General features: G+C 66.9%; 23 protein-coding genes. 9 read left to right on the top strand and 14 right to left on the bottom strand.

Annotated elements, in window-relative coordinates; genetic code table 11:
• Positions 1-44: 44 nt before the first annotated feature.
• The 4 genes from ACFTS5_RS22130 to uraD are packed head-to-tail and all read right to left on the bottom strand — an operon-like array spanning position 45 to position 3,241.
• Positions 45-1,415, bottom strand: a complete 1,371-nt coding sequence (locus ACFTS5_RS22130) for an 8-oxoguanine deaminase (protein ID WP_378633971.1) — start codon at positions 1,413-1,415, stop codon at positions 45-47.
• Positions 1,403-2,308: a factor-independent urate hydroxylase gene (gene pucL / locus ACFTS5_RS22125; RefSeq protein ID WP_378633968.1), complete on the bottom strand. Its 906-nt coding sequence runs from the start codon at positions 2,306-2,308 to the stop codon at positions 1,403-1,405. The genes ACFTS5_RS22130 and pucL overlap by 13 nt, the downstream gene beginning before the upstream one ends.
• Position 2,309: 1 nt before the next feature.
• Positions 2,310-2,627 (bottom strand): hydroxyisourate hydrolase, encoded by a 318-nt coding sequence (uraH, locus tag ACFTS5_RS22120; RefSeq protein ID WP_378633965.1) that lies wholly within the window; start codon positions 2,625-2,627, stop codon positions 2,310-2,312.
• Positions 2,624-3,241, bottom strand: a complete 618-nt coding sequence (gene uraD / locus ACFTS5_RS22115; RefSeq protein ID WP_378633962.1) for a 2-oxo-4-hydroxy-4-carboxy-5-ureidoimidazoline decarboxylase — start codon at positions 3,239-3,241, stop codon at positions 2,624-2,626. Before uraD ends, uraH begins: the two co-directional genes overlap by 4 nt.
• On the opposite strand from uraD, the gene ACFTS5_RS22110 reads away from it, so the two are divergent.
• Positions 3,242-3,838, top strand: a complete 597-nt coding sequence (locus tag ACFTS5_RS22110; protein WP_378633959.1) for an NTP transferase domain-containing protein — start codon at positions 3,242-3,244, stop codon at positions 3,836-3,838.
• A 15-nt stretch (positions 3,839-3,853) separates the two neighbouring features.
• Positions 3,854-4,873, top strand: a complete 1,020-nt coding sequence (locus ACFTS5_RS22105) for an XdhC family protein (protein ID WP_378633956.1) — start codon at positions 3,854-3,856, stop codon at positions 4,871-4,873.
• Between the two features lie 42 nt (positions 4,874-4,915).
• Here the strand turns inward: ACFTS5_RS22105 and ACFTS5_RS22100 are convergent, their stop codons facing one another.
• Genes ACFTS5_RS22100 through ACFTS5_RS22085 form a run of 4 tightly spaced genes read right to left on the bottom strand, consistent with a single transcriptional unit; the run spans position 4,916 to position 8,414 of the window.
• Entirely contained in the window at positions 4,916-5,980 is a 1,065-nt protein-coding gene (locus tag ACFTS5_RS22100) for an ABC transporter substrate-binding protein (protein WP_378633953.1), read from the bottom strand.
• Positions 5,981-6,040: 60 nt separating this feature from the next.
• On the bottom strand, positions 6,041-6,841 hold the full coding sequence (locus ACFTS5_RS22095) for an ABC transporter permease (RefSeq protein ID WP_378633951.1): 801 nt from the start codon (positions 6,839-6,841) through the stop codon (positions 6,041-6,043).
• Entirely contained in the window at positions 6,838-7,623 is a 786-nt protein-coding gene (locus ACFTS5_RS22090) for an ABC transporter permease (RefSeq protein ID WP_378633948.1), read from the bottom strand. The genes ACFTS5_RS22095 and ACFTS5_RS22090 overlap by 4 nt, the downstream gene beginning before the upstream one ends.
• Positions 7,620-8,414, bottom strand: coding sequence for an ABC transporter ATP-binding protein (locus tag ACFTS5_RS22085; RefSeq protein WP_378633946.1), 795 nt, complete (start codon positions 8,412-8,414; stop codon positions 7,620-7,622). Before ACFTS5_RS22085 ends, ACFTS5_RS22090 begins: the two co-directional genes overlap by 4 nt.
• A gap of 245 nt (positions 8,415-8,659) precedes the next feature.
• Here ACFTS5_RS22085 and ACFTS5_RS22080 point away from each other — a divergent pair, with 245 nt between their 5' ends.
• A complete protein-coding gene (locus ACFTS5_RS22080) occupies positions 8,660-9,676 on the top strand; it encodes an alpha/beta hydrolase (protein WP_378633943.1) in 1,017 nt (338 codons plus the stop codon).
• A 62-nt stretch (positions 9,677-9,738) separates the two neighbouring features.
• Here ACFTS5_RS22080 and ACFTS5_RS22075 read toward each other — a convergent pair whose 3' ends face one another.
• From ACFTS5_RS22075 to ACFTS5_RS22055, 5 genes are all read right to left on the bottom strand, one after another.
• Positions 9,739-10,365 carry a TetR/AcrR family transcriptional regulator gene (locus ACFTS5_RS22075; protein ID WP_358186529.1) on the bottom strand — a complete coding sequence of 209 codons (627 nt, stop codon included), beginning with the start codon at positions 10,363-10,365 and terminating at the stop codon, positions 9,739-9,741.
• A gap of 146 nt (positions 10,366-10,511) precedes the next feature.
• Positions 10,512-10,877, bottom strand: a complete 366-nt coding sequence (locus ACFTS5_RS22070; protein ID WP_378633940.1) for a DUF3349 domain-containing protein — start codon at positions 10,875-10,877, stop codon at positions 10,512-10,514.
• Positions 10,878-10,888: 11 nt separating this feature from the next.
• On the bottom strand, positions 10,889-11,170 hold the full coding sequence (locus ACFTS5_RS22065; protein WP_378633938.1) for a hypothetical protein: 282 nt from the start codon (positions 11,168-11,170) through the stop codon (positions 10,889-10,891).
• A 12-nt stretch (positions 11,171-11,182) separates the two neighbouring features.
• Entirely contained in the window at positions 11,183-12,367 is a 1,185-nt protein-coding gene (locus ACFTS5_RS22060; protein ID WP_378633936.1) for an anion permease, read from the bottom strand.
• A gap of 73 nt (positions 12,368-12,440) precedes the next feature.
• Positions 12,441-13,955: an ATP-dependent DNA ligase gene (locus ACFTS5_RS22055; protein ID WP_378633934.1), complete on the bottom strand. Its 1,515-nt coding sequence runs from the start codon at positions 13,953-13,955 to the stop codon at positions 12,441-12,443.
• A gap of 94 nt (positions 13,956-14,049) precedes the next feature.
• Between ACFTS5_RS22055 and ramB the strand changes: the two genes are divergently transcribed.
• Positions 14,050-15,456 carry an acetate metabolism transcriptional regulator RamB gene (gene ramB / locus ACFTS5_RS22050; RefSeq protein WP_358108625.1) on the top strand — a complete coding sequence of 469 codons (1,407 nt, stop codon included), beginning with the start codon at positions 14,050-14,052 and terminating at the stop codon, positions 15,454-15,456.
• A gap of 4 nt (positions 15,457-15,460) precedes the next feature.
• Here ramB and ACFTS5_RS22045 read toward each other — a convergent pair whose 3' ends face one another.
• The gene (locus ACFTS5_RS22045) at positions 15,461-17,290 is read right to left on the bottom strand and encodes an acyl-CoA dehydrogenase (protein ID WP_378633931.1); all 1,830 of its coding nucleotides are present in this window, start codon (positions 17,288-17,290) and stop codon (positions 15,461-15,463) included.
• 341 nt (positions 17,291-17,631) lie between these two features.
• On the opposite strand from ACFTS5_RS22045, the gene urtA reads away from it, so the two are divergent.
• The 5 genes from urtA (at position 17,632) to urtE (ending at position 22,455) form a co-directional block, all read left to right on the top strand.
• Positions 17,632-18,882, top strand: a complete 1,251-nt coding sequence (gene urtA, locus ACFTS5_RS22040) for an urea ABC transporter substrate-binding protein (RefSeq protein ID WP_056814694.1) — start codon at positions 17,632-17,634, stop codon at positions 18,880-18,882.
• A 76-nt stretch (positions 18,883-18,958) separates the two neighbouring features.
• Positions 18,959-19,843 carry an urea ABC transporter permease subunit UrtB gene (gene urtB, locus ACFTS5_RS22035; RefSeq protein ID WP_266293973.1) on the top strand — a complete coding sequence of 295 codons (885 nt, stop codon included), beginning with the start codon at positions 18,959-18,961 and terminating at the stop codon, positions 19,841-19,843.
• Positions 19,840-20,970 (top strand): urea ABC transporter permease subunit UrtC, encoded by a 1,131-nt coding sequence (gene urtC, locus ACFTS5_RS22030; protein WP_378633927.1) that lies wholly within the window; start codon positions 19,840-19,842, stop codon positions 20,968-20,970. Before urtB ends, urtC begins: the two co-directional genes overlap by 4 nt.
• On the top strand, positions 20,967-21,770 hold the full coding sequence (gene urtD / locus ACFTS5_RS22025) for an urea ABC transporter ATP-binding protein UrtD (protein ID WP_378633925.1): 804 nt from the start codon (positions 20,967-20,969) through the stop codon (positions 21,768-21,770). Before urtC ends, urtD begins: the two co-directional genes overlap by 4 nt.
• Entirely contained in the window at positions 21,763-22,455 is a 693-nt protein-coding gene (gene urtE / locus ACFTS5_RS22020; protein ID WP_056814706.1) for an urea ABC transporter ATP-binding subunit UrtE, read from the top strand. The genes urtD and urtE overlap by 8 nt, the downstream gene beginning before the upstream one ends.
• The last annotated feature ends 13 nt before the right edge of the window (positions 22,456-22,468 follow it).

The raw sequence follows: 22,468 nt of genomic DNA, 5'->3' as shown, positions 1-22,468 counted from the left end.
GCCGACGCGCGCGCGGCATCAACGCACGCCCCGGCCGGGCCGCATCACGCACCGGCGAGCAGCGTCGCCTGAGCCCGGGCCACGTCGGCCCCGACCGCCGCCTCGTCCACCGTCAGTACGACATCGTCGCGGACAACCTCGCGCCCGTTCACCAGCAACGCGGCCAGCGGCGGCGCCGAGCCGAGGATCAGCGCGACGACCGGGTCCTCGATACCGGCGTGCGCGGGCATATCCAGCCGCCACAGCGCCAGATCCGCCAGCTTGCCCGGCTCGATGGACCCGATCTCGTCCGCCCGCCCGAGTACCCGCGCACCGCCCATGGTCGCCAGCTCCAGCGCCGTGCGCACTGTCATCGCCCGCGGACCGCCGACCGCCCGCGCGTACAGCAGCGCGTTGCGCGGTTCCTCGATCATCGAACTGGACTCGTTGCTGGCCGCACCGTCGACCCCGAGGCCGACGGGCACACCGGCCGCCACCAGGTCGGCGGTCCGTGCGATCCCCGCACCCAACCGGCCGTTGGAGGTCGGGCAGTGCGCGATCCCGGTCCCGGTGCGAGCCATCGCCGCGATCGCCGGATCGTCGAGGTGCACGGCGTGGGCGTACCACACGTCGTCGCCGAGCCAGCCCAGCCGCTCCATGTACTCGGCGGGTGTGCACCCGAACTTCTCCTGGCAGAAGTCCTGCTCGTCGAGGGTTTCGGCGAGGTGCGTGTGCAGCCGGACGCCCGCGGAACGGGCCAGCGCCGCGGACTCGCGCATGAGATCGGCGGTCACCGAGAACGGCGAGCAGGGGGCCAGCGCTATCCGCACCATCGCGTCGAAGGACGGGTCGTGCCAGTCCTCGATGGCCGCCGCACTCGCGGCGAGGATGTCGTCGATCGACTCCACCACGGTGTCGGGCGGCAGCCCGCCCTTGCTCTGGCCGAGGTCCATCGACCCGCGCGCCGGGTGGAAGCGCAGCCCCACCTCGCCCGCCGCGCCGATCTCGGCGGCGAGCAGGTCACCGCCGCCGCGCGGGAACACGTAGTGGTGATCCGACGACGTCGTGCACCCGCTGCGCGCCAGTGAGACCAGCGCGCCGGTGGCCGCCGTCCGCACCGACTTCTCATCGATCCGCGCCCACACCGGATACAGCGTGGTCAGCCACTCGAACAGCGTGTTGTCGGCGGCCAGCCCACGGGTGATCCATTGGTACAGGTGGTGGTGGGTGTTGACCAGACCGGGCGTGAGCACGCAGCCACGCCCGTCGATCCGCGCGACCTCCGGGCCGAACTCGGGCGGTACACCCGCGCCCACAGCGTCGATCTTGTTGCCGCGCACGGTGACCCACCCGTCGCGATACTCGGTTCCCGCCGCGTCGACGGTCACCACCGCACAGCCGTGGATCAGCAGATCGGGCGCGCTCACGGCTGCCACGCGATCCCCGCATCGGGCGCGTCCGCACGCGCCAGGGTGGCGTGGATCGAGCCGTACGGCCGGTCGGCCGCCCAGAAGACCTCACCCTTGTTCTCGATCTCGAACCGCGCGAGGTCGTAGTCGAAGTGGTGCTTGTTCGGCGCCGACAACCGGATCTCGGCCAGCACCGGAAAGCGTTCCAGCGCGGCCGTTCCCATCGCGTACAGCGTCTGCTGCAACGCCTTGGAGTACGTGGTGGCGAAGAGCTCGAGCAGCGTGGCGCGGATCCCGGCGTACACCTCGTCCCAGTCGAATCCGCTGGTCTCGGCGAACCGCCACTGGACCACCAGCGAACTGGCGAGCACGCGATCGTGGGTCGGCGCGAGTGTCGTGTACTCGTCGGTGAGGAAGTCGGCGAACTCCGATCCGGTCGACTTGAGCAGCACCAGGTCCTTGATCCCGCCGATCACCCACCGCTGCTGCTCGGCGCCCTTGCCCGCCACGGTCACCGCGGCCGTCCGCACCTCGGGGCCCTGGCGCACCCAGGTGTGATCGTGTTCGGCACCGTCGACCGAAACCCGCTGCCAGCCATAGGAGTCCACGTCGATACGCGCGCTCGACACCGGATCGACCGAGTCGGCGAAATGCTTCCCCAGCGCGATCGCGTAGTCCTCGATGGTGTCGAGACCGGGCTTCTTCGAATACACGAAGGCCATGTGCTTCTGGGTGTCGGTGGGCAGGACGTGACGCTGGTCACCATCGGTGTACGCCGCCTCGAAATCACCGCGCAGGGTGGTCGAGACGTTCACGTCGCGAATCTCGTGGCGCGCGTTCTCTTTGTAGAAACGCACAACCCGATTCTCGGCCTTGCCATATCGATTGTCGGTCAACACGATCGGACCGGACAGTGCCATCTCAGCTCCCTCGGTAGGTGGAAAAGGCGAACGGCGACAGCAGCAGCGGCACATGCAGATGCGGCTGCTCACCCACCGTGAACGCGACGCAGACTTCCGGATAGAAGGTCTCGGTGCCCTGCGCCGCGAAGTAGCTGCCGGTATCGAAGAACAGCCGGTAGTCACCCGGATTGAGTCCGGCCGCCAGCTCCTTCACCCGGCCGTCGGCGTCGGTGAGCGCCTCGGTGAGCCGCTGCTCCCCGCGCATCAGCAACACCGCGACACCCGCGGCGGGGACCCCGCGCACGGCGTCGAGCACGTGGGTACTCACGCTCGTCATGCCGTCACCAGCCCCGCCAGGCGCAGCCGGTTGATCTTCGTCAGTTCTGTTCGCATGACCTGCCTTTCAGTAGACGGATCGTTGTCCAACCGCGCGCGCAAGATCGCCAGCAACTCCTCGCCGCTGCGACCTGCCGCGCAGACCAGGTAGATATGGCCGAACTTCGCCTCGTAGGCGCGATTGCCCTCGGCCAGGGCCACGCGCACGTCCTCACCCGCCACCCCGGACTGCTCGCGCGCGGATGCCGCCGAGGTCGGGCGATCGCCGATCCGCGGGTGGCCGGCCAGTGCCTCGTCGATCTCGGCGTCGTCGAGTGCGGCCGTTCCCGCATCGGCCGCCGCCAACAGCGCTTCGGTGGTGGCATAGGGACGCGCGGCCGCGATCGCCCGCGCCCAGCGTGGCGCCGAGCAACAGGCAAGCAGTGCTTCTTCGGCAGTCTTCGCAGGTAGATCGTTGAAACCCGCGAGGCTCAGCCCTTCGCTCGTCATCGATCCAGCATCGCGCGATCCCCGGCCCGCCGCCACCGATGTGCAGTCCATCACGTCGGCGTGTCGTCGTCGGTGCGCTCCCCTGCTGTAATCGACCGGCAACATTGCGTCATTACCTTCGCTCACATGCCTCCACTCGACCGTTCCGCGCACGCCTCGTGCACGGGCATCGTCCTCGCGGCGGGTGCGGGCACGCGATACGGCAAACCCAAGGCACTCGCCGAGAACGGCGCCTGGTTGCGTTCGGCGATCACCGCCCTGCGCGACGGCGGCTGCGATCCGGTGGTCGTCCTGCTCGGCGCGACCGGACCCGATCCGGCCGCCCTCGGACTGCCCGACGGCACCCGATGCCGGTGGGTCGCCGACTGGGCGACCGGACTCTCCGCGACGGTGCGCGAGGGCCTGCGCGCCGCCACCGAAACGGACACCCGTTACGTGGCGTTTCTGCCCGTCGATATCCTCGATATCGGGGGCGAGGTGGTCGCCAGAGTGCTCGCCGCGGCACGCGCGAGCAAGAGCGGACTTGCCCGTGCTGTGTTTCACAACACACCTGGACACCCCGTTGTGATCGAGAACAAGCACTGGGAAGCCATTTCCGAAGTAGCCGCAGGCGATATCGGGGCCGGTTCCTATTTGGGCGGTCGACAGGATATGGTGTGCGTCACGTGCGACGACTTGGCGACAGGGACCGATCGCGATTTCCCGGAAGTCGGCGCACGGTGATCGGAGTTGTGAGATATGCGCGATATCGTCGATGACCTTCTGCGAGTGTGGCATTCGGGCCGTACGGGCGGCCTTGCCACCGTGGTCCGTACCATCGGCACCAATTCCCTGCCCATCGGCTCTTCGATGCTCGTCACCCCCAACGGTGGCGTCTTCGGATCGATCGCCTCCGGACGGCTGGAAGAGACCGTCTACGAAGCGGCATTGGAAGCGGGTCGCACCGGCATCCGGCAACTGCGTCGCTACAGCATGCTCACCGGTCTGGAATCGAGCGCCGACGACGGAACACTCGTCGACATCTTCGTAGAACCGTTCTCCTGCCGCGATTTTCCCGAATTCCCCACTATCGCCGCCGATATCCAAGCCCATCGCCGGGTCACCGTGTTCACCGTGGTGTGGAATCAGGATCCCGATGTCATCGGCCAGCATCTGGTCACCGATCGCAAGCACGCGACCGAACTCGTCGCGCTGCCCGAGTCGGATCTGTTCGTCGCCTCGTACTGCCCGCCGCCGCGCCTGATCATCTTCGGCGCCAACGCCTATGCCGCCACCCTCGTCGCGCAGGCGCGGATGATCGGCTACCGGGTGACGATCTGTGACTCGCGTCCCGAGTTCGCCGATCCGGCCTCGTTCCCCGGCGCCGAAGTAGTCGTCGACTGGCCGCACCGCTACCTCAACACCCTCTCGGCCGCGGGCGAGGTCGACAACAGCACCGCCATCGTCGTGCTGGCCAACGAGCCGCGCTTCGAGATCCCGCTGCTCACCGTCGCGTTACGACTACCCGAGCTCGGCTACCTAGCCGCCCTCGGCACCCCCGCCGACCAGGCACGTCGCCTCGACGACCTGCGCGCGGGCGGCTTCGACGAGCCGACCCTGGCCCGCGTGCACGTACCCGCGGGCCTGGAAACGGGCCCGCGCACTCCCGCCGAGACCGCCGTCTTCATCACCGCCGACTTCCTCGCCTCCCGCGCGGGCCTTCGCCTCGCGGCTCAGCGCGACTACGGGTCGACAGCCGCTGTGGGTATGGCCATTTGATGTACCGGTCGGCGCCACGGCTTCGCGGCGCCGACCGGGTTCTTATTTCAGGCCCGGGTTCTCGGCGTACACCTCGCGCAGCACGGACAGATCGAAGAGCTGGCCGGCCTTGATATCGATCTTGGCAGTACGCAGCGCGGCGATGTTCTGCTCGATCAGCGCGTCCGACATCGTCAGCAGGCCGTCGGTCTTGGTCGACGCCGAGACGACCAGGTCGTTTTGCGCGGTGGCCTCCGCGGTCTGCTCGGCCAGGTCGAGTTTCAGGTCCTTGCCGTAGACCTCGACGGCCAGGCGCGCGGACTCGGCGGGGTTGGCGACAGCGTCCTTCCAGCCCTTGATCTGGGCGGTCAGGAAGGCCTTGAGCTTGTCGCGCTCGTTGTCGATGGTGTGCTGGCTCACCGTCAGTGTCTCCGCGACCAGCGGCAGCCCGAAGTCGGCGAACAGGAAGTGGTCGTTGGCGAAGCCCTTGGCGGCCAGGGTGATCGGCTCGTTGGTCACATAACTCACCCAGCCGTCGACCTCGCCGTTGGCCAGCGGGGTCGGATCGAACTGCGCGGGCACGACGGTGACATCGCCGGGACTGATGCCATTGGCCGCCAGCAGGGCGCTGAAGATGAGCTGATTGGTGTCCTGCACACCGATCTTGCGGCCCTTCATCTCCGCGGGAGATGTGATCGGTTTGCCCGCCGAGCTCACGATCGCGAACGGGTTCTTCTGATAGGTCGCGCCGACGATCTTGGCGGGTAGTCCTTCCAGTACGGCGGGTGCGGTCGTCTGTGGCGCGGAAAGGCCGAGCCAGATCTTGCCGGTATCGAGACCGGCTTCCACCGACGTCGACGCCGCGCCACCCGCGACGAGATCTACCGCACCGAATCCCGCATCCTTGAAATAGCCCTTCGAATCGGCGAAATACTCACCCGCGAATTCGATGTTCTTGATCCAGGACAACTGGACAGCGACCTTGCCGAATTTCGAGCCGTCGTCGGTCGAGCCGTTCGAGGAAGTGGCCGAACTACCGCCGCAGGCGGCGAGCAGCCCGGCGCCGCCGAGCGCCGCGCCGGTCAATGCGGAAAAGCGGAGAAAGGAACGACGGTCGATACTGTTCATACGCAGAATGTAGGTTCGGTGCGTTTCGTTCTCTTTGCGGCCACGTTCCGCCGCTATTCCTTACTTTCCCGCGCTCGGGCCGAAGCGGGCGAGCACCACGTTCTCGATCACGCCGACGATCGCGTACAGCAGCACCGATACCACCGTGACCACCACGATCGACGCCCACAGCCGGTTGTACTGGAACATCGGGATGGCCCGTACCAGGCTCGCGCCCAATCCTGTTCCACTGCCGAGCCATTCACCCAGCAGGGCGCCGATCAACGCGCCGGGCACCGAGACCCTGGCCGCGGCGAACACCGACGGCAGCGCCGCGGGCACCGCGACCATCCGTAGTCGGGTCCACCGCGTGCCGCCGTAGGCCGTCACCAATTCCATTGCCTGCCGGGGCGCTTCGCGCAGGCCCGTCATGATCATCACCAGGGCGGGGAAGAACACGACGATCGCCGTCAGCACCGTCACCCCCGCCGTGCCACGGCCGAATATCAGCACCACGATCGGACTCAGGGCGACCAGCGGCACCGACCGCAACAGCATCGCGACCGGCATGAACGTCTGCCGCACAGCCGAATACAGCACGAACAGCGCGGCGACGCCGATCGCGCCGAGCATCCCGACGACGAACCCCGATGCCGCGTCACCGAGGGTGATCGCGAGGTCGTCGAAGATCGCCTGCCGGGCCGCAGGCGCACCCGCCGAAGTGACCAGGTAGGCCCAGACATCCGACGGCGTCTTGCCCACTCGCGGCCCGATCTGGGGGAACAGGCGAAGAAACAGCGTCCAGATGACGAGCAACAGAATCAGCGACGTCGCCAGCGGCAGCAGGAAGCGGCCGATCCGGCGCGCGACGGTGGTGGTCATCGCCCCTCCTCCACCGTCGTCCACGGCGTGATCAGGCGGGCCGCGCCCGCCACCAGCAGGTACCCGAGCCCGGCCAGCGCGGCCGCGGCGATCGCCATGCCCCAGGTGCGTGGCACGTTGTAGGCGGTCTGGGCCGCCGTGAGCGCGACCCCGATGCCGCTGTCGACGCCACCCAGATACTCACCGATGATCGCGCCGAGCACCGCCGACGGCGCGGCGATCTTCAAGGCGGCGAACGTATTCGGCAGCGCGGCGATGGCTTGCACCCGATACAGCTGCTGCCAGCGGCCACCGCCGTAGGCGCGCACCAGATCCAGGCTCGCCGGATCGGCCGAGCGCAATCCGCTCACCGCGCCGACCATGGTGGTGAAGAAGCAGTACATCGCGGCCAGGAACACCGTGGGCGTGCGTCCGCCGAACACCACCAGGATGATCGGGCCCAGCGCCACCAGCGGCGTGCAGTAGCTCAGGATGGCCAGCTGGGTCGCGAGGGGTTCGATCCGCGGCACCAGCATGATCAGCGCCGCGATCCCGATCGCCAGCACGTTCCCCCAGAGGAAGCCCTGCAACGTCCCGATCGCAGTGACCTGGAAGTTGGGTCCGTAGAGGCCCCACCCGTCCGACCACATGGTCGAAAGGACCCGCCACGGTGAGGGAATCGTCCCGCCCGCGGTTCCGGCGGCGGCCAGCGCCCACCACAGGGCGATCAGCACCACCACGCCCAGAGCCCCGGCCACCCGCCCCATGTCGGCCGGGATCCGCCGGGCTGTCGCCACGCTCATGCCACCCCACCCCGCCCGAACAGCAGCTCGGACAGGTAGTCACAGAGCTTGTGGAATTCGGGCGTGCGCATCATCTCGGGTGTGCGTGGACGCGGCAGGTCGATCTCGACCAGCTCCAGCACCCGGCCCGGTCGCGGACTCATCACCGCCACCACGTCGGACAGGAACACCGCCTCGCCGATGCCGTGGGTGACCATCAGTGTGGTCGCGGGCTTCTCGGTCCAGATGCGCAGCAGTTCCAGGTTCAATCGCTGCCGGGTCATGTCGTCGAGCGCGCCGAACGGTTCGTCGAGCAGCAGCACCGACGGCTGCACGACCAGCGCTCGCGCGATCGAAACCCGCTGGCGCATACCGCCGGACAGCTGCGCGGGCTTGGCCTTCTCGAACCCCTCCAGCCCGACCAGCGCGATCAGTTCGGCGATCCGGTCCGGTTCGGCGGGCAGCCCGGCCACCTGCAACGGCAGCCGGATGTTCGATTCCACACTGCGCCACGGCAGCAACGCCGAATCCTGGAACGCGATACCGAGCTCGGCTCCACCGCGCAATTGTTCCGGGGACATGCCGTTGATCCGCGCGGTGCCCGCACTCGGTTCGTCCAGGCCGGCCAGAATCCGCAACACCGTCGATTTGCCGCAGCCCGAAGGCCCGAGCAATGACAGGAATGCGCCGTGAGAAGTCCGCAAATCGACCGAGTCCAGCGCGTTGACAGTGTTGCGGCCCACTGTGAAGGTCTTGCTCAACCCACTGATCTCGATCCCGGTGGTCGCGCTACCGGGGATTTCCTTACCCATGCTCGTCACCATAAGAGCGCCTGGTTGCGGCGGCATTTCCGAATCACAGCTCAGATTGCGCCCCCGTAAACCGTGCTCGAGGTCACCATAAAAGTGAACCGGTAACGATTCGGTCCTGTGAGAGGACATAGAGTGTCGGAGGATCTGACAGCCCTGCAGGCGTCGAGCGCATATGCTCTCGGCGACCGGGGGAAGCACTGCGATGACGTGCCCGACAGGGCCCGTGGACTGGAACCGACTGTTCGATGAAGCTCTCTGCACTACGTACCGTGGCCGCGCTGCGCACCACCGCCGTGGCTCTGACCGCCGCATTGTCGGTGGCCGTTGTCGCCGGTGGCGCCGCGACCGCCGAGCCCGAGAAGCCCTCAGCCGTGTCGTCCATCGTCAAAGACGGACGCGTGTGGCATCTGAAGGTGTACTCGGCGGCGATGAAGAAGGACATCACGATCGACGTGCAGCGTCCCGTCGACGAGTCCAAGCCGGCCCCCAACTTCTACATGCTCAACGGCCTCGACGGCGGTGAGGGCACCGCCAGCTGGGCTGCGCAGACCCAGGCGCTCAGCTTCCTGGCCGACAAGCAGGTCAATGTGATCCAGCCGATCGGCGGCCGCGGCAGCTACTACACCGACTGGAAAGCCGAAGACCCGAAGCTGGGCCTGAACAAGTGGAGCACCTTCTTCACCCAGGAGCTGCCCCCGCTGATCGACGCCGCACTCGGCTCGACCGGTCTGAACTCGCTGGCCGGCCTGTCCACCTCCGGCACCTCGGTGCTGCAGCTGGCCGAGGCCAACCCGGGTCTGTTCAAGTCCGTCGCCGCCTACAGTGGCTGCGCGCAGATCGCCGACCCGATGGGCAAGCAGGCCGTCAAGTTCTCCGTGGAGACCTGGGCCGGTGGCAAGACCGCGAACATGTACGGCCCGGACAACGATCCCGCGTGGGTCGAGAACGACCCGGTCATCAACGCGGAGAAGCTGCGCGGCACCAACCTCTACATCTCCAGCGGTAGCGGCATGCCGACCAACGCCGATGTGGCCTACTACCTCAACGGTTCGCCCGGCCCGATGGGCGTGATCAACCTCGGTCTCGGTATCGGCATCGAAGCGGCGACCAACGCTTGCAGCCAGAACCTGAAGACCAAGCTGGACTCGCTGGGTATCCCGGCGACCTACCAGTTCACCCCGATGGGCACCCACTACTGGCCGTACTGGGAGCAGGCGCTGCACGAGTCGTGGCCGCTGCTCGCTCAGGGCATGGGTATCTGATTTCCCACTGAAAGCGGGAGGCATCCGGATTCGGATGCCTCCCGCTTTTGCGTTGTCGCCGGCTACGTGGTGGGCGCGACCGCGGTGCGCACCGTGAGCCCGGAGCGGATGAAATAGGCGATCTCCTCGCAGATCTCGTCGACCGAGATCGCGTCGCCGGGAACGGTGGCGTGCACCATCTCCTGGGCGAGGGAATTCACGGCGCCGATTACCGCGAGGCCGAACAGGTGCAGGCTGCGCGATTCCGCTTCGCCACGTTCGGCGGCGCGCTGCGCTTCCCGGGTGAGCAGTGCCGAAATCGACCGCCGCTGCGCGCGCCGCCATTCCTCCACCACCGGACTCACCCCGACGACCTCGACATAGAACACCCGCGCCGCCCGGCGATCACGGCAGGTCACCGCCAGGAACGCACGGAAACTCTCCACCACGCGCACCACCAGCGGCTGTTCGCTGGTGTGTTCCAATGCCTCGTCGAGGCGGCGTAGCGCGGCCGCGTTCAACCGGTCGACGAGTGCGATCAGTAATGCCTCGCGGCTACCGATGTCTTCGTAGAAACTGCGGGTCGACACATTCGCGGTCGAACAGAGCCGCTCGATCGAGGTCGACGAATATCCCTGGGTACCGAATAGTTCCAGCGCCGCGTCGGTCAACCTGTTGCGGCGTAGCGCGACTCGCTGCTGGCGCGACAATCCACCGTAACTACGACCACTATCGGTTACATCCGCACGCCGAACCACGGATGCATGCTAGCGCGCGATCGCCGGACAGCCGGGCGATTCGTCATTGTCGCCGCGAGCGAATTCCGCTGGCGTATCGGAATTGTCGAAGTGGATGATCAATTCTGTTCGGTAGTGGGTTCGCCGTCGTCGAGTGGTTCGGCCAACGGCCAGCCACCGGCGGCCAGATGCGAAGCCACCCGCGAGACGTCGTCGGGCGCGGGCTGCTGCTTCGCGAAATCGGCGATGGCGGCCGCGATTTCGGCCTCGCTGATCGATTCCCGATTCGGATTCGCCTCCACCAGTTTCTCCCCGATCACCGTCACCTCGTAGTCGGTGAGGTGGCGGTGCAGCACCGCGAACAAGGCGACATAGTCGGACTGGGGAATGCCCTGTGGATAGCCCGCGCGCAGCCACCCGAGCACCCGCGAGAGCAGGTTGCCACGGACCGGCGGGGTCGCGGGGGTGGGGTTCGGATCGGTCATGGCTTCCTCACTCATGATTGGCCGAACAGGTGGATGCCGAACTGGTGGGCGATGAACGCCTTGGCGGTGAACAGGATTCCGGTGATCACCACGACGACGATGAGGACCAGACAGGCCACCGCACCCGCCAGCGCCGGATAGTTGCGCCGGACTCGACCCTCGGCGTCGACGGTCTCGGCATGGCCCCACCACCGCACCGCGAAGGCGAAGACCGCGGGTACACCCGCGCCGAAGATCAGCGCGGCGAGCACCACTTCCCACAGTGAACTCAGATTGGTGATCACGGTGTGCATGATCGCTCCCCTCTACCCGGCATGGTTCTGGTCGATCGGCGCCTGTGCCGAGGTGGGTGGCCGGCCATCGGGCCAGTCGTTCACATTGTGAGTGCCGACCGGGTCACGGCGCGACCGGAGATAGATTCCGAGCGCCCCGGCGATCAGGAGGCCGAACACCACGAGCACACCGGGGAGTCCACCGATGACATTGGCGATCGCCCAGCAGATCGCGCCGACGATGCCCGCCATCGGCAGAGTCAGCATCCAGGCCACGGCCATCCGGCCCATCACCCGCCAGCGCACCTCGGCGCCCTTGCCGATGCCGGTACCGAGGATCGCGCCGGTCGCGGTCTGCGTGGTCGACAGCGGCAGGCCGAAGTGCGCCGAGGTGAGAATGATCGCCGCCGAGGTCGACTCGGCGGCCAGGCCCTGCGGTGACTCGATCTCGACCAGGCCCTTGCCGAGGGTCCTGATGATCCGCCAGCCGCCGAGATAGGTGCCGAGGGCGATCGCGACGGCACAGGCGGCCATCACCCACAGCGGCATGTGGTCGTCCTTGTCCAGCGAGCCGTAGGCGACCAGCGCGAGGAAGATGACACCCATCGTCTTCTGCGCGTCGTTGGTGCCGTGCGCCAGCGAGACCAGGGAGGCCGAGCCGATCTGGCCCCAGCGGAAACCCTCTTCGGACTTCTCCTGGTCGACGCCACGGGTGATCCGGTACACCACGAACGTGCCGATGGCCGCCACCATCGCCGCGATCACGGGCGCGAGCAGCGCGGGCAGCACGATCTTGATCAGCACGCCGTCCGACCCCGATGCCCAGATCACGCCGTTCCAGCCGAGTGCGGCGATCGTCGAGCCGATCAGGCCGCCGAACAGGGCGTGCGAGGAACTCGACGGCAGGCCGAGCAGCCAGGTCAGCAGGTTCCACAGGATGCCGCCGACGAGGCCCGCGAAGACGATTACCAGCAGGTCCTGCCCGCCCACATCGTCCAATTTCACGATCCCCTTGGCCACCGTCGCCGCGACCGCCACCGACAGAAACGCCCCGATCAGGTTCAGCACGCCCGAGAGCGCGACCGCCGTCTTCGGCTTCAGCGCACCGGTGGCGATCGAGGTCGCCATGGCGTTGGCCGTGTCGTGGAATCCGTTGGTGAAGTCGAACGCGAGAGCTGTGACGATGACGATCAACAGGACCATTAGTTCGGCGCTCACCGGAACAGTGTGTCGTATGCTGCCGCCGGATTGCCAAACTGTTGCGGGTAAGTCGCACGACCAGCGGCGGAGCTCAGCCGGCGGCCACGCCGAGCGCGCGCACGGCCTCGATGGTGTCGGCCTCCCCCGGTTCCTTGTCCGGCCGGTACCGCACCACCCGGGCGAAGCGCAGCGCGACGCCGCCCGGATATCGGGTACTGGTCTGGACGCCGTCGAGCGCGATCTCGACGACGAGTTCGGAGCGCAGGTACACGGCCTGACCGTCGCGGTGGGTTTCGTGGCGCGGGAATTCCTCGGTCTGCCAGCGCAGCAGTTCGTCGGTGAGGCCCTTGAACGTCTTGCCGACCATCACCGGCTCACCGGTCTCCGGATCGCGGGCCGCCAGATGCAGGTTGGACAGGAACCCGGTGCGGCGGCCATAACCCCATTCGGCGCCGATCACCAGTAGGTCGAGGGTGTGCGCGGGCTTGATCTTCTGCCAGGCCTTGCCACGGCGGCCCGCGGCGTACGGGGCATCGAGCGCCTTGACCATCACACCCTCGTTGCCGACCGCGAGCGCGTCGTCATAGCAGTCGGCGGCAGCCTCCGGAGTGGGTGCGATCAGCGCGGGGATGCTGTGTTCGCCCGCGACCTGTTCCAAAGCGGTGCGGCGGACACGCAGCGGTTCGTCGATGAGGTCGGTGCCGTCGAGATGCAGGCAGTCGAAGAAGTACGGGTGTAACCGGCGTGGATCGCCGAGGGTGGCGAACCTGCTCATCGTCTCCTGGAACGGGCGTGGGCGGCCCGCGTCGGTCAGGGCGAGGGTTTCGCCGTCCAGGACCACGGTGGCGCAGTCGAGGGACTTGACCAGATCGACGAGTTCGGGGACGCCCTCGGTGATGTCGCGCAGGGTTCTGGTGAAGACCCAGACCTGGTCGCCGTCGCGGTGCACCTGGATGCGGGCGCCGTCGAGCTTGTGTTCGACACTGATGTCGGAACCCAGCTCGGCGAGGGCCTCGTCCAGCGAACCGCCGGGTGAGGCGAGCATCGGCGCAACCGGACGTCCTACTTCGAGACCGAACGCGGCCAGGGCCTGCTCGCCCCCGGCGAGCGCGGCGATCGCGGTGACGGGGAGCCGGCCCGAGAGCATATGGGCCCGGCGCACCACGTCGACGGGGATGCCGGTGGACTGTGCGAGCGCCTCGACCACGATCGCGGTGAGCGCGCCCTGCCGGAGTTCGCCGGTGAGCAGGCGGACCAGGAAGGACTGTTCCTCCTCGGTCGCGGCGGTGAAGAGCGCGGTCAGCAATTCGCGGCGCCGGTTGGTCGAGCCCTTGCCGTTCAGGCCGGTGAGCTGGGAGAAGACGTCGTCCACCGCGCCGACGGTGAGGCTCGCGTCGCCGCTGGGCGGTGTGTCGAGCCCGGCCACCGTGCGCCACCCGGCCCCGATCCGGCCTTGCACCAGCTCGCCGGACAACCACGCCACCACGGTCCCGATCTCGGACGGGTCCGCGGCACCGAAGAGCTCGGCCAGCGCGGCGGTTTTCGCCTTGCGCGACCTGGTCGCCCGCACGGCCGCGGAGGCCGTGACGACATCGCTGAACAGCACCCCACGACAGTATCGCGAGGGTGTGACACAGAGCTCGAGCCCGGTTGTTAAGAATCCATTGGCAAGCCTGCGAAACCGCCCCTAAACTGGACATATGGCCAAGACCTATGTCGGAGCGCGGCTACGCCAGCTGCGGACCGAGCGTGGGCTGAGCCAGGTCGCGCTCGCGCAGAAGCTGGAGATCTCGGCCAGCTATCTGAACCAGATCGAACACGACGTGCGACCGCTCACCGTGCCGGTGCTGACGCGCATCAACGAGGTCTTCGGCGTCGACCCCACCTTCTTCTCCGCCCAGGACGACACCCGGCTCATCGCCGAGCTGTCCGAAGTGGTGATGGACGCCGAGCTCGGCATCGAGGCCGACACCCAGCAGATCGCCGACATGGTCTCCGCCCATCCGTCGATGGCGCGCGCCCTGGTGGCCATGCACAACCGCTACCGCAACACCAGCGCGCAGCTGGCCGCCGCCACCGAGGACCGGTTCGCCGACGGTTCCGGCAGCGCCGCGATCAGCAAGCCGCACGAGGAAGTGCGCGACTACTTCTATCAGCGCCAGAACTACATCCACGAATTGGATACCGCCGCAGAGGATCTCACCGCGCGCATCCGGTTCCACGGTGGCGAGGTGAGCACCGAGATCGTGCGCCTGCTGCGTGCGCACGGCGTGCGGATCAGCGAGCGCATCGACCTCGGCGAGGGCGTGCTGCACCATTTCGATCCCGAGACCAAACAGCTCGAGATCTCCCCACACCTGTCCGGTGGGCAGCGCACTTTCAAGCTCGCCGCCGAACTCGCCTACCTGGAATGCGGCCCGCTCCTCGAAAAACTGGTCGACGAGGGCAATTTCGCCTCCGACGCCTCGCACAAACTCGCGATGCTCGGCCTGGCGAACTACTTCGCGGCCGCGATGGTCTTGCCCTACACGCACTTTCACGAAGTAGCCGAGAGTTTCCGCTACGACATCGAACGCCTGTCGGCGCATTTCTCGCAGAGTTTCGAAACCATCTGCCACCGCCTGTCGACCCTGCAACGGCCGACCCTGCGCGGCGTCCCGTTCTCCTTCGTACGCGTCGACCGCGCGGGCAATATGTCGAAGCGCCAGTCCGCCACGGGTTTCCACTTCTCGGCCAGCGGTGGTACCTGCCCGCTCTGGAACGTCTACGAGACCTTCGCCTACCCCGGCAAGATCATGACCCAGATCGCCCAGATGCCCGACGGCCGCAAATACCTCTGGATCGCGCGCACCGTGGAACGTCGCGCCACCCGCTACGGCCAACCCGGCAAGACCTTCGCGATCGGCCTCGGCTGCGAGCTGCGCCACGCGGGCCGCGTCGTCTACGCCGACGGCATCGACCTGGGCGAAGCCAACGCCACCCCCATCGGCGCGGGCTGCCGAGTGTGCGTGCGCTCCAACTGCCCCCAGCGCGCCTTCCCGCCGCTGGGCAAGGCCCTCGACATCAGCGAACACCGCAGCTCGGTCTCGCCGTACCTCATCAAATAGCCGCTCAGAAGGCTTCTTCCGGGACGGCCATGATGTCGTTGTCGATGGCGGCGAGGATGTTCTTGGTAGCGGTGAGTTCGGGGAGCACGTTCTTGGCGAAGAAGCTCGCCGCGGCGACTTTGCCCTGGTAGTAGGGGCGGTCCCGCGGTGCGGCGTCGGAGGCCAGGGCGGCGGCGGCGATGTCGGCCTGGACCAGCAGGCGCCAGGCGATGAGGAGATCGCCGACCGCCATCAGGAAGCGAACCGAGCCGAGGCCGACCTTGTAGAGCTCGGTGGGCTCGGTCCGGCCCGCCATGGCGTAGCCGGTGAGGGTGGCGGCCATCGCGCCGACATCGGCTTGGGCGGTGCGCAGCAGGGCGCGCTCGGTGGCGAAACGGCCGGTGTCATTGTCCAGGTAGACGCCGATCTGAGCATTCACGTGGGCGAGGGCGACGCCACCATCGCGAATGATCTTGCGGAAGAAGAAGTCCTGGGCCTGGATCGCCGTGGTGCCCTCGTAGAGCGAGTCGATCTTGGCGTCACGGATGTACTGCTCGATCGGATAGTCCTGCAGATAGCCGGAGCCGCCGAAGGTCTGCAGCGACTCGGCGAGCAGCTGGTAGGCGCGCTCGGATCCCACGCCCTTGACGATCGGCAGCAGCAGATCGTTCACGCGGTGCGCGGTCTCCGGATCGGCACCGGACACCAGCTGCGCCACATCCGCGTTCTGGTGCGCGGCGGTATACAGATACACCGCTCGCAACCCCTCCGCGTAGGCCTTCTGCATGGCCAGCGACCGGCGCACATCAGGGTGATGGGTGATGGTGACGCGCGGCGCCGCCTTGTCGGCGACCTGCGTCAGATCCGCGCCCTGCACCCGCGTCTTGGCGTACTCGAGCGCGTTCAGGTACCCGGTCGACAACGTCCCGGACGACTTCACGCCTACCGTCATCCGCGCGTTCTCGATCACCTTGAACATCTGCGCGATGCCGTTGTGCACGTCGCCGACCAGCCAGCCCTTGGCGGGCACCGCGGTGCCGCCGAAGGTCACTTCGCAGGTCGGCGAGGACTTGATCCCCATCTTGTGCTCGACCCCGGTCACGTACACACCGTTGCGGTCGCCCGGTTCCAGCGTCTCGGGATCGAAGAGGAACTTCGGCACGTAGAACAGCGAAAGCCCCTTGGTGCCGGGGCCGGCGCCCTCCGGCCGGGCGAGCACCAGGTGGAAGATGTTCTCGGCCGTATCGCCCACGTCACCGCCGGAAATGAACCGTTTCACCCCGTCGATGTGCCATGACCCGTCGGGCTGCGGCACAGCCCTGGTGCGACCGGCGCCGACATCGGATCCGGCATCCGGTTCGGTGAGCACCATGGTCGCCTGCCACCCGCGATCGAACCCGCCCCGTGCCCAGCGCTTCTGTTCGTCGTTGCCGATCTCGTAGAGCACCGAGCCCATCATCGGGCCCATGTTGAAGAAGCTGGCCGCCGGATTGGCACAGATGATGAGCTCGTTGATCGCCCACATCAGCGCGTTCGGGGCGGCGGTGCCGTCCATACCCGCCGGCATGGCGAGGCGGTACCAGCCCGCTTCGTGCACCAGGTCCACCGTCTTGCGCAGCGGATCGGGCACGGTGATGTCGTGGGTATCGGGGTGGAACACCACCGGGTGCCGGTCGGCCTCGGCGAACGAGTCCGCGATCGGCCCCTCGGCCAGGTGTTTCACCTCGTCGAGGAGCTGGCGCACCGTATCGGAGTCCAGGTCGCCGTAGGCGCCGGTGTCCAGAACCTTGTCCAGGTTCAGGACCTCGAACAGATTGAACTCGATGTCACGCACGTTCGCCTTGTAGTGCCCCATTGGGCCCTCCTCGACTGACCGCACACGGCCGATTGCCGTGTGACTCGGCGGCTCGACGTTGTACAAATCGAAGCGTGCCGCACCTGTGCGGCCCTACGCAACCGTAGGCAAGGCGACCCTTCGGCAGCTGCCGCGGACGAACAATTCACACGGACGAAACAGACGAAACGGGCACGTGACCGAGAGACATTCGGGTGCAACAAGTTCCCTCTACTGTCTCGAATCACGAATACAGCTTCTGTATACAACTCGGTGTACATCCAGTCTCCGGGGCAGACAGCGGCGGTATTCGTTGTGGCGCGTGTGGCGCCGCCGTTACACCTGATGAGGAGAACCGCCCCATGTCTGAATCCCGTTTGGTCAAGGCACTTGTCGTGCCTGCCGCGGTGGCCGTCGCCGGCCTGCTGCTCACCGGCTGTGGTGCGCGCGACGACGCGTCGACCGGCTCGACCGCCGCCTCCTGCGTCGACACCAGCAAGGACACCATCAAGGTGGGCTCGCTACACTCGCTGTCGGGCACGATGGCCATTTCCGAAGTCACCGTGGCCAATTCGACCAAGCTGGCGATCGACCAGATCAACGCGGCGGGCGGCGTGCTCGGCAAGAAGATCGAGATCGTCCTCGAAGACGGCGCCTCCGACCCCAAGACCTTCGCCGAGAAGGCGGAGAAGCTGATCAGCTCCGACTGTGTCGCTTCGGTATTCGGCGGCTGGACCTCGTCGAGCCGCAAGGCCATGAAGCCCAAGTTCGAGAGCCTGAACTCGCTGCTCTACTACCCCGTGCAGTACGAGGGCCTGGAAGATTCCAAGAACATCTTCTACACCGGCGCCACCACCAACCAGCAGATCATCCCCGCGCTGGACTACCTGAAGCAGAAGGGCATCAAGTCCCTCTACCTGGTCGGCTCCGACTACGTCTTCCCGCAGACCGCCAACCGCGAGATCAAGGCCTACGCCGCGGCCAACGGTATCGAGATCAAGGGCGAGGACTACACCCCGCTGGGCTCCACCGACTTCTCCACCATCGTCAACAAGGTGCGGGCCGCCAAGGCGGGCGCGGTGTTCAACACCCTCAACGGTGACTCCAACGTGGCCTTCTTCCGCGAGTACACCAACGCCGGCCTGAAAGCCGCTGAGATGCCGGTGGTTTCGGTGTCGATCGCCGAGGAAGAGGTCGCGGGCATCGGCGCGCAGAACATCGCGGGCCAGCTCACCGCCTGGAACTACTACCAGACCGTCGACTCCCCGGCGAACAAGAAGTTCGTCGCCGACTACAAGGCCGCCTTCGGCGCCGACAAGCCGACTTCGGACCCGATGGAAGCCGCGTACGCCTCGGTCTACCTGTGGAAGAACACCGTCGAGAAGGCCAAGTCGTTCGCGGTGGCCGACATTCAGGCCGCGGCCGACGGCGTGAGCTTCGACGCCCCGGAGGGCACCGTCACCATCGACGGCTCCAACCACCACATCACCAAGACCGCCCGGATCGGCGAGATCCGCCCCGACGGCCTGATCTACACCGTCTGGGATTCCGGCAAGGCCATCACCCCGGACCCGTACCTGAAGTCCTACGAGTGGGCCAAGGGCCTCAAGTAAGTAGCCCGACCGAGGTGGGACGCGCTCTGAGTCAGGGCGCGTCCCACACCGCCCCCTTTCCAAGGAGTCCACTGCAATGGACGTGCTGATCAGTCAGCTCTTCACCGGGCTGAGTCTGGGATCCATTCTTCTGCTCGCCGCGCTCGGCCTGTCACTGACCTTCGGTCAGATGGGCGTCATCAACATGGCGCACGGCGAATTCATCATGGCCGGTTGTTACACGACCTACGTTGTGCAACAAGTCTTCTCATCGGCCGGAGTGTCGCTGGTCGTGTCCTTGCTGATGGGCTTCCTCATCGGCGGCCTGCTCGGCGCCGCCCTGGAAATGGGGCTGATCCGCTACATGTACGACCGGCCGCTGGACACGCTGCTCGTCACCTTCGGTGTCGGACTCGTGCTGCAGCAGGCCGCGCGTGACATCTTCGGCGCACCCGCCAAGAACGTGCTGGTGCCCGAATGGCTCAGTGGCGGCATCACTATCGCGGGCGCGGTCGTGCCGAAGACCCGCATCTTCATCCTGGTGCTGGCGATCGTCGCGGTGACCACCCTGGCCGCCGTGCTCAAGACCACCCCCATGGGTCGACGGATTCGCGCCGTCGTGCAGAACCGCGGACTGGCCGAAACCAGCGGCATCTCCAGCAGATTCACCGATATCAGCACGTTCTTCATCGGTTCCGGACTGGCCGGCGTCGCCGGTGTGGCGCTCACCCTGATCGGTTCGACGAGCCCCACCATCGGCCAGAGCTATCTGATCGACGCGTTCCTGGTGGTCGTGATCGGCGGCCTCGGCCAGATCAAGGGCACGGTGATCGCGGCGTTCGCGCTCGGCCTGCTCAACTCGTTCATCGAATACTCCACCACCGCGTCCATCGCGAAGGTGATCGTGTTCGTGCTGATCGTCATCTTCCTGCAGGTCCGCCCGCAGGGCCTGTTCACCGTGCGGACGAGGAGTCTGGCATGACCGCACTCACCGAACGTCTCCGCGAATACCCGCGGCTCACCCCACTACTCGGCTTCGGAGTGGCGGCGATCCTGCTGTTCGCCGTCGCCCCTGCGGTGCTGAGCGATTTCCGCCTGAACCTGCTGGCCAAGTTCCTCTGCTTCGCCATCGTGGCCGCCGGCATCGGATTGGCCTGGGGCCGTGGCGGAATGCTCACCCTCGGCCAGGGCGTGTTCTTCGGCATCGGCGCCTACATCATGGCCATGCACATGCAGCTCGCCGACGCCGCCCGCCTCGGCAACGATGTCCCGGAGTTCATGGAGATCTCCGGCATCAGCGAACTCCCCGGTTTCTGGCAGCCGTTCAGTTCCGCGCCGGTCGCCATCCTCGGCATCCTGGTGCTGCCCGCGCTGGTCGCCGCCGTGCTCGGGTACGGCGTGTTCAAGCGCCGGGTGCGCGGCGCCTACTTCGCCATCCTCAGCCAGGCACTGGCCGCGGCGCTGGCGATCCTGCTCACCGGTCAGCAGGCCATCGGCGGCTTCACCGGGCTGTCGGACTTCCGCTCCTTCTTCGGATTCCGGCTCTCGGACCCGGCCAACCGGCAGATGCTGTTCTTCATCGCCGCGGGCACGCTGCTCGTGGTGGTGGCCCTGATCCGCCAGCTCAACCGCAGCCGCTACGGCGAACTGCTCGTCGCGGTGCGTGACGCGGAGGAGCGGGTGCGCTTCCTCGGCTACGACCCCGCCAACATCAAGATCGTCGCGTACGTCGTGGCGGCATTCCTCGCCGGGATCGCGGGTGCGTTGTTCACCCCGATCGTCGGCATCATCTCCCCCGCCGACATCGGCGTGATCCCGTCGATCGCTTTCCTCATCGGTGTCGCCATCGGTGGCCGCACCACCCTGCTCGGACCGATCCTCGGTGCGATCGGCGTCGCCTGGGCGCAGACCTCGCTGTCGGAGTCGTTCCCGTCGGGCTGGACCTACATGCAGGGCATCCTGTTCATCGTGGTCGTCGGCTTCATCCCCGCCGGGCTGGCCGGGCTGTGGCCGATGTTCAAGGGCTGGCTCGACAGCCGTAAGAAGCTGCCACCCGCACCGGAAGAACCCGCCGCCGTCGTCACCGAGGAGAAGGTGCAAGCGCGATGACACTCGAACCCAAAGCCGGCGGTAACGCGGGCATGGACAGCGACTACCTCGAAATTCGTGGTCTTTCCGTCAGTTTCGACGGTTTCAAGGCCGTCACCGATGTCGATCTCACGGTGCTGCAGGGCGACCTGCGGTTTCTGATCGGCCCGAACGGCGCGGGCAAGACCACGCTGATCGATGCCATCACCGGCCTCGTCCCGGCGACCGGTTCGGCGCAGAAGTCGGGCACCGAACTCCTCGGCAAGAAAGTGCACCAGATCGCGCGCCTCGGCATCGGGCGCACCTTCCAGACGGCCAGTGTGTTCGAGCAGCTCACCGTGTTGCAGAACCTGGATATCGCGGCGGGCGCCGGGCGTTCGGCACTGTCGCTGCTGCGTATGCGCAAGTCCGTGCTGCCGAGTATCGAAGAGGCGTTGGAGACAACGGGTCTCACCGCACTGCGGGACAAGCCCGCCGGGGTGCTCGCGCACGGGCAGAAGCAGTGGCTCGAGATCGGCATGCTGCTGGTGCAGAACGCGTCGGTGCTGCTACTCGATGAGCCCGTCGCGGGCATGAGCGCCGAGGAGCGCGAGGAGACCGGAAACCTGTTGCGCCGCATCGGCAGTGACCGCGTGGTGATCGTCGTCGAGCACGACATGGACTTCATGCGGTCCTTCGCCACCTCGGTCACCGTGCTCGCGGGCGGCAAGGTCCTCAGCGAGGGCAGCGTCGAACAGGTGCAGGCCGATCCCAAGGTGCAAGAGGTCTATCTCGGCACCGCGACCCTGGTCGCGACAGACAAGGAGTCGGCCGATGCTTGAGCTACACGACATCCGTTCCGGATACGGGCGCACCGAGGTCATCCACGGTGTCAGCATGACCGTGCCCGACGACAGCGTCGTCGCGATCATGGGCCACAACGGCGCGGGCAAGACCACGCTGCTGCGCGCGGCGGTGGGGCTGCTGCCCACCAAGTCGGGCACCATCACCTTCGACGGCGAGAAGATCACCAAACTCTCTCCCTCGCAACGGGTCAAGCGCGGAATCGGTTATGTGCCGCAGGGCCAGCAGAGCTTCGGACAGCTCACCACCGCCGAGAACCTGCAGGTGGTCGCGGACGGACGCAAGCGCGGCAAGGCGCTGATCGACGAATCCCTCGATCTGTTCCCCGCGCTGAAGGACCTGCTCACCCGCAAGGCGGGCCTGCTCTCGGGCGGGCAACGTCAGCAGCTGGCCATCGCCAGGGCGCTGATCACCGAGCCGAAACTGCTCATCCTCGACGAACCCACCGAGGGCATCCAGCCGTCGGTCGTCGCCGAAATCGAGCGCACCATCATCGAATTGACGCAGCGCGGCGGTTTGAGCGTGCTGCTGGTGGAGCAGCACATCGGCTTCGCACTGCAGGCCGCGCAGCAGTACTACGTGCTGCACTCGGGGCATCTCGGCTCGACCGGGGCAGGCGGGGCAGGCGCGGAATCCGCGGTCCGCGCGGCGATGGCGATCTGATCGCAGCGGCGCA

This window comes from Nocardia sp. NPDC056952 (genome assembly GCF_042674185.1).
Taxonomy (GTDB): Bacteria; Actinomycetota; Actinomycetes; order Mycobacteriales; family Mycobacteriaceae; genus Nocardia.
Note: the sequence above shows the minus strand (reverse complement) of the source record. Positions and strands in the feature narration are given on the sequence as shown.